This window comes from Herbidospora daliensis, assembly GCF_001570585.1.
GTDB classification, from domain to species: Bacteria; Actinomycetota; Actinomycetes; order Streptosporangiales; family Streptosporangiaceae; genus Herbidospora; species Herbidospora daliensis.
The window spans coordinates 535224-544672 of the sequence record NZ_BBXF01000006.1 but is presented as its reverse complement, the minus strand read 5'-3'; the positions used below and the strand labels follow the sequence as shown (position 1 = coordinate 544672).

Below are 9449 nucleotides of genomic sequence, written 5' to 3'. Positions count from 1 at the left end.
CAGTGTGGCCGGTCGCCCTCTCAGGCCGGCTACCCGTCGTCGCCTTGGTAGGCCACTACCCCACCAACAAGCTGATAGGCCGCGAGTCCATCCCTGACCGAAAAAACTTTCCACGTCCATCCGATGCCGGAAGACGTCACATCCGGTATTAGACCCAGTTTCCCAGGCTTATCCCAGAGTCAGGGGCAGGTTACTCACGTGTTACTCACCCGTTCGCCGCTCGAGTACCCCGAAGGGCCTTTCCGCTCGACTTGCATGTGTTAAGCACGCCGCCAGCGTTCGTCCTGAGCCAGGATCAAACTCTCCAAAAGATGTCTTCAGAGAATTTTCCCGGCTGACATAATGTCAACCAAAGGAATCCGTCTAATAGACGGGGTTGTGCATCATGCACTGGCTTTTAGCACACTGTTGAGTTCTCAAGAAACGGACTTGCTTTGTTTTCGTTCTTTTTTCTTGCTGTTGTGCCTTTATCTTTTCAGCGTTTCCCGCTAGTGTCAAACTGGCACTTTTTGCGGTTCCTGCCGAAAAGCAACCCCTCTAACTTAGCCAGATCCCAGTCGATGTCAAATCGGCCGGAGTTCCGGTTCTTGTTGTGTGGGGTTTGCCGAACCAGGTCGACGTGTTAAAGATTAACAGCTCGCCGGAGTGCTTCCGCACGGCCGCGAGGTCACGGCTCGGTCAGTTGATCGCCAACTCTGGATCTCCGCCGGTCAGAGGGGTAGAAACGCCTCATGATCGAGCTGCCGCGCGCACTGGTCGTCCTGCTGACCGCGGCTGCGGCGGTCGTGACGCTGGCCGGAGTCCAAGCCGTGGGGTCGATCGTCGGCCCGGTGATGCTGGCGCTGGTGCTCGTCGTGGCGGTGTCGCCCATTAGGGGTGTGCTCGAGCGGAAGGGCGCGCCGACCTGGGTGCAGGTGGCGGTTCCCTTCCTCGTCGTGCTGCTGGTGCTCGCCGGGATGGTGGCGATCATCGCGGTGGCGGCGGCGCAGCTGGCGACGATCGCGCCGTCGTACACGGACAAGTTCGCGGCACTGGCGGCGCAGGCGCGGGCCTTCGCGGCCGGGATCGGGTTCGGGGCCGACCAGATCGACAAGGCCGTCGCCTCCTTCGACCCGAGCAAGCTGCTGCCGGTCGCGCAGGGGCTGCTCGCGGGGGCGCTGGGCGCGGGGTCGGCGCTGTTCCTCATCGTGGTGTTGTCGTTGTCGATGAACCTCGACGCGCCGGCGTTCACCCGGATCATCAGGGTCGCCAAGGTCGAGCGGCCCGAGCTGCACGCGGCGCTGACCACGTTCGCGTCGCGGACACGCCGTTATCTGCTGGTCTCCACGGTGTTCGGGATCATCTGCTCGGTGCTCGACGTGATCGCGCTCGTCATCTTCAGCGTGCCGCTGCCGCTGCTCTGGGGCATCCTCGCGCTGATCACGAACTACGTGCCGAACATCGGCTTCATCCTCGGGCTGGTGCCGCCGGCGCTGCTCGCGCTGCTTGACGGGGGCTTTTCGACGATGTTGCTGGTGATCCTCGCCTACATCGTGATCAACGTGGTGGTGCAGTCGTTCGTGCAGCCGAAGTTCCTCGGCGACGCCGTCGGGTTGTCGACCACGATGACGTTGATCTCGCTGATCGTGTGGGCCTTCGTGATCGGGCCGCTGGGCGCGCTGCTGGCCATCCCGCTCTCACTGCTGGTGCGGGCGCTGCTCATCGACAGCGATCCTTCTGCCCGGTTCGCGCGGGCGCTCGTTTCGGGGGAAGCGCCCCCGCAGGGGCGTACCCCGGCATAGGGTCGCGGCGTGCGCAGATGGGACATCGATGAGCGGCACACCGGGATCGCCGACGGCTCGGCGATGGATCCGCAGGTGCAGACGCTGGTGGCGGCGATGCGCCGCGACGGCTGGGTGACCGAGGAGCCGGAGGTCCACCTGCTGCCGCACCTGAAGAAGGCGTGCGGCGAGCGGTGGCGGATCGTGGGCGAACGGCTGCTCGACGACGGGGTCTACGAGGTGCGGCTGACGATCGGCGAGGACCTGTCAGGTGTCGCGCTGCACCGTGCCGCTGTCGGACTTCTGGCGGCCGTCGCCGAGCCGGTCTTCTTCGTCCTGCAGAGCGAGCCCCGGGTCTTCGACTGCGTCACGGGGGTGCTCGACGCCGACCCGCCCGGGTTCAAGAGTCACGGGCACCTGGTCCGCCTGATCGTCGAATGACCGGCGGGCCCACGGCATCGCGGCGATGAGCAGCGGGAACAGGACGATCGAGCTGATCGCCCACGGCGCGTGCAGGGCGCCCCAGTCGGCGCCGCGGAACTGCGTCAGCACCAGATAGCCGGTCGCGGCCCACAGGGAGCTGCCGATGATCGCCGGCCAGGCCCACTTGGTGGGGCGGGCGACCAGGAACGGCATGAACCAGAGCAGATACTGCGCACCCAGGCGGGGCGTGACGACCATGAAGCCCAGCAGGATCGCGATCGACACGTCGATCGGGTCGGCCTTGCGCCACCACCACAGGCAGAACGCCGCCACGGCGTAGATCATGTACTGGCCGACGACGAGCTTCCACGGCGTGAGGTCCCACTGCCCGCCGTTGATCACGGCGGTCCAGCCCCAGTCGCCGGTGATCGGCCGCACGTCGCTCGGCCGCAGGCTGATCTCCTTGAGCACGTCGACGAGCTGGTCCCAGCGCACCCAGCCGCCGAGCGGCATGGTCAGCAGCACCAGGATCGGCGGCACCGCCACCGACAACCCCGACACGATCCGGGCCCGCACCCCCGGCAGGAACATCAGCATGCCCGGCACCAGGATGACCGGCCAGCTCTTCGCACACAGCGCCAGCCCCATCAGCAGGCCGGCGTAGACGGCGCGGCGGGTGACCCCGGTCGCGTCGCGGGTGAGGAGGCTGCGCACCATCCGGTCAGGCCGGTCGAGCAGCGGCTCGCTCCCCCGGAACTCCCCCGGCCCCCGCGCCACCACGTAGGCGGCCACGGCGAACACCAGCGAGACGGGCTCGACCTGGCCGTGGACCGAGGCGACCAGGACCGCGAGCGGGTTGCAGGCGTACTGGAAGGCCCGGAGCCGCTGCCGCCCCTGGCCCGCGAGCTTGCCGACGAGGGGGATCAGCGCCAGGTCGGCGACGACGGTGACCAGCCGTCCGGCGACCTCCCACGGGATGCCCAGCCACATCAGCGCCCCGTAGACATAGGGGATCGCGGGCAGGAAGTGCCAGCCGCTGTTGACCGGGTTGCGTCCTTCGAGGATCGCCTCGCCGGCCGGGCGGAAGCTGTTGACGAAGTCGATCGGCTGCCACGAGTCGGCGGCCGAGAACGCCATGATCAGGACCCGCACCACGACGCCGACGCCGAGGATCGCCAGGAGCGAGGGTTGCCACCCCCTCCGCTGGGCGAGGACGGCGAGCACGACACCGGTGACGAGAAGGATTCCCGTGGGGATTGCGTAATCCATGACGCGCCAACCTTAGCCATTCCGCATGCCTCGCCGTCGTCAGTCGCGCGCCGCACTCCGGGGAAGAACCGGCTTCCGTTACGGCTCCGCCCACCCCGGCGCCGCCCGGCCGCTCCCGCCCCCCGCCGCATCCGGCGCGACGCCCCGCTCCCGCCTCGCCCCGAGACGACGTGGAACTTCGACGACACGGAACCCGCGACGCCGCGAAGAGAGCGGTGCCGCACCCCGGCGTCCCGGCATGGGTGCGGCACCGCCCTCGGTTCCGGGACCGTCGGGGCGCCCGGTCAGAGCGCCCCGACGGTCGTGACGGTCAGAAACCCGCGGTGATCCTGGTGAAGTCCCAGTTCGACTGGCTGATGCCGGAGCAGTTGGCGACCACGCCGCCGCCGGGGCACGGCCGGTCGCGGTTGACCGACCAGGTCGCGAAGCGGGTCAGGCCACGCTGGAGGGCGTAGTCGCGGATCGCCGTCCAGGCCGCGGGGGTGGTGGTCTCGAACTGGTCGGAGAGGCCGACCATGCCGGAGATGCCCATCTTCGCGTAGGCCTGTGCGTCGGTGTAGCCGTAGGCCGACTTCAGGACGTTCTTCAGTCCTTCGGAGGCGTTGATCGTGTCCTGCTGGATGTTGGAGCTGCCGAAGTCAAACGTCATGATCGTGAAGTTGTCGATCGGCACCGCCAGGGCGCGGGCCTGGTTGATCAGGCGCACGCCGTGGGAGGTGGGGCCGGTCGTCGACGTCCCGAAGGTGACCGCGATCTTGATGTTCGGGTTGTTCTGCTTGACGATCTTGAGGCCGTTCAGGATGCGGTCCTGGACGGTGTAGTTCTCGAACTCGTCGGTGTTCTCGATGTCGAAGTCGACCACGGCCGGCCCGGTGGCGTTGATCACCGTCTGCACGGCCTGCGCGTACGCCTGCGGCGTCGAGCAGTTCGGGCCGAGCTTGTTGCCCTGCCAGCCGCCGAACGAGACCTGGATCGACCCGCCGGCCGCCTTGATGGCGTTGATGGCGTTGACGTCGGCCGCGTTGTTGAGCGGGCGGTTGCCGTCCCAGGCCGGGTTGCAGCCGCCCGACGACAGGATGAAGGCCATCGTGAACGACTTCACGCCGCTCGCGGCCATCACGGTCGCGGGGTTGGGCGGGTCTCCCCAGCCCATGTAGAGGTAGGGCGCGCCGGGCATCCGCGCGCCGCCGGTCGGGCAGCCCGTGGTCGAGCCGGTGACCGAGGCGGACGAGGACGATTCACCCACGCTGTTGTACGCCCTCACCGAATAGGTCTTGGAGGTGCAGGCCGCGATCCCCGAGATGGTCGCCGAGGTGCCGGTGACCTGCGCGCGCTGGGTCGAGCCCTCGTACACGCGATAGCCGGTGACCGTGCCCGAGGACGCGCCCCACGAGAGGGAGATCGACGAGCTGGTCGAGCCGGTGACCGACGGGTTCCCGGGGGTGCCGGGCGCGCCCGGGTTGGTGGTGCCGCCGCCGCAGGGCTGGCCGTTCAGGGTGCAGTTGGCGGGCACGGCCGAGCCGGGCGAGGCGATGAAGCCGAAGCTGGCGGTGCCGCCGGGCGGGATGGAGCCGTTCCAGCCCACGTTGGAGAGGGTGAAGCGCTGGCCGCTGCGGGAGAGCACGGCGTCCCACTGGGAGCTGACGTTGCCGCCCGAGGGCAGGTCGAAGGCGACCGACCAGCCGCTGATGGTCGAGGTGGTGCCGTTGGTGATGACGTACTTGCCCTCGAAGGCGGACCCCCATTCGGAGGTCTTGGTGAAGACGGCGGTGGCGGGCGCGGCGTGCGCGGGGGTGGCGACGAGGACACCCGCGAAGGCGATGGAGGCCGCGAGGAGCACGCGTAAGCGTTTCATCGGTACACGTCCTATCCGAGCGCGTTGAGGTAGGAGCGGTGGCTGCGGGAGAACTCGAAGTTGTTGAACCGGTCCCAGTTGATCGACCAGGTCATCAGACCCCGGAGGTTCGGGTAGACGCCGCGCGGCCGGTAGGGGCCGCAGTTGACGCCCTTGGCCAGGCAGTCGAACGCCTTCTGGACCTCGGCGACGGTGGTGAAGCCGTTGCCCGCCTGCGGGGAGGACGGCAGGCCGATGGCGACCTGGTCCTGCCGCAGCGCCGGGAAGACGTTGTTCGTGTTCCCCTGGATCGGGAAGCCGGCGAGCAGCATGTCGGTCATCGCGACGTGGAAGTCGTGGCCGCCCATCGTGTGGTACTGGTTGTCCAGGCCCATGATCGGCCCGGAGTTGTAGTCCTGCACGTGGAGCAGGGTCAGGTCGTTCCGCATCGCGTGGATGACCGGGAGGTACGCGGCCGCGCGCGGGTCGGCGCCGCCCCACTGGCCCGAACCGTAGAACTGGTAGCCGAGCTGCACGAAGAACGTCTCTGGAGCCATGGTCAGGATGAAACGGCTCCCGTAGCGCGCCTTCAGCGAGCGCAGCGCCGCGATCAGGTTGACGATCACGGGGGTGGTCGGGTTGCGGAAGTCGGTGTCACCGGCGTTCAGCGACAGGCTGTGGCCCTCGAAGTCGATGTCGAGACCGTCGAGGCCGTACTTGTCGATGATGGCGCCGACCGACTGGACGAACTTGTCGCGCGCGGCCGTGGTCGTGAGCTGCACCTGGCCGTTCTGGCCGCCGATCGAGATCAGCACCTTCTTGCCGGCCTGCTGCTTGGCCCGGATGGCCGCGATGAACTGCGCCTCGGTCTCCACGTTGGGGCACTCGGCGACCGGGCACTGGGTGAAGCGGATGTCGCCCGAGGTGACCGAGGTCGGCTCGCCGAACGACAAATTGATGACGTCCCACTCGTTCGGCACGTCGGCCATCCGCGTGTAGCCGGAGCCGTTGGCGAACGAGGCGTGCAGGTAGCCGACCATGACCCGCTTGGGCAGGCCGGTGGGCGGCGGCGGCACGCTGCCGACCGTCGCGGTGACGGTGTTCGACCGCGCCGACTCGCCGGCCGCGTTGACCGCGCTGACCTGGTAGCCGTGGGTCCCGGCGGAGGGCCGGTCGGTGTAGGCCGTCGCGGTCGGCGAGGAGATCAGCGACCCGTTGCGGTAGACGCGGTACCCCGTGGCGCCCGAGACCGCGGGCCACGACAGGTTCACGTCGGTGGTCGTCTGGCTGTACGACAGGACCGGCGCGGCCGGGGGCTGCGGGCCGGGCGGGTTGCCGCCGGGGCCGTCGAGCACGACGTCGTCGGCGTAGTAGGTGCCCTGGCCGTACCAGCCGTTGAGGTAGATCGTCACGGAGGTCTGGGAGGCGCCGGTGGTGAAGGCGCGGGTGAGCTGGGCCCAGCTCGCCCCGGGCGCGGCCCAGGTCTCGGAGAACCCGATCGCGCCGAGGAAGACGTAGGGGCCGCGCACCCACGCCGAGAGCGTGTAGGCGGTGTTCGGCTGGACGGTCACGGTCTGGGAGCAGCGGGCGAAGTCGCTGCCGGCCGGGGTGGCGGCCAGCGCTCCGGAGCCCGAACGGACGGGGGTGGTGACGGCCTGGGCGCCCGAGGAGCACGTCCAGCCGGTCAGGCCCGACTCGAAGCCGGGGTTGGCGGCGATGTTGGCGGCCTGGGCGGGCGACGCGACGAACGCGCCGCCCAGCACGAGGGCCGCAGCTGCTATGAGGCTGCGGATCTTCATCTACGGCAGGGTGTTCAGGTGGGGGCGGACGGTCCGGGAGAAGTTCCAGTTGTTGCTGGCGTCCCAGTTGATCGACCAGGTCATCGCGCCCCGGATGCCCGGGTAGGCGCGCGGCGGCACGAAGCTGCCGCAGTTGGTGCGGGTCGCCAGGCACGTGAGGGCCTGGTTGACCATCGACGGGGCGACCACGCCGCCGCCGGCCGCGCCGGGCCCGGCCGGGAGGCCGAGGGCGACCTGGTCGTCGCGCAGCCCGTTCTCCAGCTGGATGCAGGCGAGGGCGGTGAGGAAGTTGATCGAGCCCTGGCCGTAGGCGAACGCCTGGTCGCAGCCGAGCATCGAGCCGGAGTTGTAGTACTGCATGTGGACGACCGTGAGGATGTCCTTGATGCCGAGGGCCAGCTTGAAGTACTCCATGCCGGTCGACTGCATGTCGATCGTCTGCGGGGCCATCGTGATGATCAGCGACGAGCCGACGCGGCTGCGCAGCTGGCGCAGCGCGTCGCCCATCCACTGGGCGTTGAGGCCGTTCTCCAGGTCGATGTCGACGCCGTCGAAGCCGTAGGTCTGCATGATCGAGTAGACCGAGTTGGCGAACTGGGTCGCGGCGGCGCTGCTGGCGACCTGCACGCGGCCGGTCTCGCCGCCGACCGAGATGATGACCTTCTTGCCCGCCGCCTTCTTGGCCTGGACGTCGGCCTTGAACTGGGCCTCGGTGTATCCGCCGACGGCGGCGGCGAGGCCGCTGTCGAGGGCGAAGGTGACCTGGCCCGGGGTGCTGGTGGCCTCGGCGAACGCGACGGCGATCAGGTCGTACTCGTTCGGCACCGCCGACAGCTTCAGCTCGGTGGCCGGGTTGACGAAGTTGTGCCAGTAGCCGGTGAGGAAGTGCTTGGGCAGCGGCCCGATCGGGCAGCCGGTGGTGGAGCCGCTCACGGCGTCGCTGGCGGTCGACTCGCCCTGCGCGTTGTAGGCCCTGACCGTGTACGTCTTCCCGGTGCACGACGCCAGCCCTGAGATGGTGGCGGTGGTGCCGGTGACCTGGGCGCGCTGGGTGCCGCCCTCGTACACGCGGTAACCGGTGACGGTGCCCGACGAGGCGCCCCACGAGAGCGAGATCGACGAGCCGGTGGTGCCGGTGACCGACGGGGTGCCCGGCTTGCCGGGCACGCCCGGCTGCGGCGAGGGCGAGGGCGACGGCGAGGGGTTGGTGCCGCCGCCGCACGAGACGCCGTTGACGGTGCAGTTGGCGGGGGTGGCGTTGCCGGGGCTGGCGATGAAGCCGAAGCTCACCGAGCCGCCGACCGGGATGGTGCCGTTCCAGCCGACGTTGGAGAAGGTGAAGCGCTGGCCGCTGCGGGTGAGCGTGGCGTCCCACTGGGAGCTGACGGCGCCGCCGGAGGGCAGGTCGAAGGCGAGCGACCAGCCGTTGACCGCGTTGGGGCCGCTGTTGGTGATGACGTACTTGCCCTCGAAGGCCGACCCCCACGAGGAGGTCTTGGTGAACGTCGCCGTCGCGGCGGCGCTGGCCGGGCTCGCGGCGAAGGGGATCACGACGAAGGCGAGCGCGAGCGAGAAGACCGCCGTCAGCGTTCGCCAGACATACCTACGTTGCATGTCACAACCTCTGGTGGGGGGAGTGGGAGGACAGGCTGTGGATGCGTCCGGTGACTTGACGCGGTGAGTCGAAGCTTCTTTTAGTAAAGTTTCCTAAGAGTTGGGGGGATCGTAGCCCGCCGATCCGCGCGTCACAAGGCCCATCCCGTTATCCGGTGAAACATGACGAAACCGCCCCGGAACTCCGAGGCGGTCTATGTCAACAAGTGTCAGACCACTCTGTCAGTCAGAGCCCATGTTCGATCTTGTACTTCCGCCAGAGGTCCATGAGCATCGGCAGCGACTCGTGGACGAACTTGAAGTATTCGTTCATGGTCATGACCCGGCGGGCCGCCGGGGTGTCCTCCCCCAGCGCGACGCCGATCTCCTCGGCCATCGCCGACAGCGAGATGAACAGGTCGTTCTTCAGGACCGTCGCCTCGTACCAGGGATTGTCGGGCAGCCGGTAGACGTCGCTGCGCGAGCCGATCTGCGGCTCCTTGGCCAGCATCCCCACCTGGAGCAGGTAGCGCACCGCCCCCGACACCGCCGCCGGGCTCACCCCCAGGCGCTCGCCGATCTGCCCGGCCGTGAGCGCGTCCTCGTCGGCGATCATCACCGTCATCAGCACCCGGGCGGCCATCCGGGGAAAGCCCCAGCCGGTGAACACCATGGCCATCCGCTCGGTGGCCATGCGTACCTGTTCTTCGTCTCGCATCCAACCTCCCCACCAAAATATATACGCGATTCATACGCGTCATAGATTTCACA

General features: G+C 68.4%; 6 protein-coding genes and 1 rRNA gene. 1 reads left to right on the top strand and 6 read right to left on the bottom strand.

What is annotated here, in order from left to right; all coding sequences use genetic code 11:
- A 16S ribosomal RNA gene (locus tag AW274_RS30765) occupies nt 1–311 on the bottom strand; the annotation flags it as partial.
- Nucleotides 312–731: 420 nt separating this feature from the next.
- On the opposite strand from AW274_RS30765, the gene AW274_RS30760 reads away from it, so the two are divergent.
- Nucleotides 732–1781, top strand: coding sequence for an AI-2E family transporter (locus tag AW274_RS30760; RefSeq protein ID WP_062439416.1), 1050 nt, complete (start codon nt 732–734; stop codon nt 1779–1781).
- A 246-nt stretch (nt 1782–2027) separates the two neighbouring features.
- Here the strand turns inward: AW274_RS30760 and AW274_RS30755 are convergent, their stop codons facing one another.
- The 5 genes from AW274_RS30755 to AW274_RS30735 all read right to left on the bottom strand — a co-directional run bounded on the left by AW274_RS30755 (nt 2028) and on the right by AW274_RS30735 (nt 9396).
- Entirely contained in the window at nt 2028–3452 is a 1425-nt protein-coding gene (locus AW274_RS30755) for a putative hexosyltransferase (protein ID WP_198169490.1), read from the bottom strand.
- Between the two features lie 310 nt (nt 3453–3762).
- A complete protein-coding gene (locus AW274_RS30750; RefSeq protein ID WP_062439413.1) occupies nt 3763–5307 on the bottom strand; it encodes a cellulose binding domain-containing protein in 1545 nt (514 codons plus the stop codon).
- 11 nt (nt 5308–5318) lie between these two features.
- Nucleotides 5319–7085 (bottom strand): chitinase, encoded by a 1767-nt coding sequence (locus tag AW274_RS30745; protein ID WP_062439410.1) that lies wholly within the window; start codon nt 7083–7085, stop codon nt 5319–5321.
- Nucleotides 7086–8699 carry a chitinase gene (locus AW274_RS40660; RefSeq protein WP_062439408.1) on the bottom strand — a complete coding sequence of 538 codons (1614 nt, stop codon included), beginning with the start codon at nt 8697–8699 and terminating at the stop codon, nt 7086–7088.
- Nucleotides 8700–8925: 226 nt separating this feature from the next.
- Nucleotides 8926–9396: a GbsR/MarR family transcriptional regulator gene (locus tag AW274_RS30735; protein WP_062439405.1), complete on the bottom strand. Its 471-nt coding sequence runs from the start codon at nt 9394–9396 to the stop codon at nt 8926–8928.
- Between the last annotated feature and the right edge of the window lie 53 nt (nt 9397–9449).